Origin of the sequence: Streptomyces flavofungini (assembly GCF_041028215.1) — a bacterium.
GTDB classification, from domain to species: domain Bacteria; phylum Actinomycetota; class Actinomycetes; order Streptomycetales; family Streptomycetaceae; genus Streptomyces; species Streptomyces flavofungini_B.
Map to the genome: position 1 here is coordinate 1 of NZ_JASKYR010001529.1, position 537 is coordinate 537.

A 537-nucleotide genomic window follows, 5' to 3' on the forward strand; every position below is an offset into this window, starting at 1 on the left:
GGCCAGGCCTTGGCGACGCGGGCGGCGAGCACGAAGTCCTTGCGCAGCGGGTGGCCCTCAAAGCTCTCGGGGAGCAGCAGCGGGGTCAGCCCGGGGTGGCCCTCGAACGTCACGCCGAACATCTCGTGGGTCTCCCGCTCGTGCCAGGCGGCGCCCGCGTAGACGCCGACGGCCGAGGCGAGCGCCGGGGTCTCGTGCGCGACCGTCGTACGGAGCAGCAGGCGTCGTACGGGGGCGAGTGCCACGACGTGGGCGCAGACCCGGAAACCCGTTCCCGGCTCGTCGACCGCGCTCAGCCAGTCGAASTAGGTGCAGGCCAGCGTGGTGCGGGCGGTCGTGAGGGCGGTGAGCCACTGGGCCGGGGGCACGTCGACGGTCAGGACGTCGTACGACTCGTCGGCCGTGGCGTCCGCGCCGAAGAGCTCCTCGACGGGGCTCGGCAGCCAGCCGGTCACCGCTCACCCTCCGCACCCTCGGAAGCGGCACCGGCACCCCCGGAMGAGGCACCCCCCGCCCCGGCACCGCCAGAGCCAGCAC

Annotated in this window: 1 protein-coding gene; it reads right to left on the bottom strand. The window is 74.4% G+C overall.

Translation table 11 applies throughout. The features are described 5' to 3' along the window. On the bottom strand, positions 1-455 hold a 455-nt coding region (locus AB8Z36_RS42025), incomplete at its 3' end, for an NADH-quinone oxidoreductase subunit C (protein ID WP_369218568.1). Positions 456-537 lie beyond the last annotated feature (82 nt).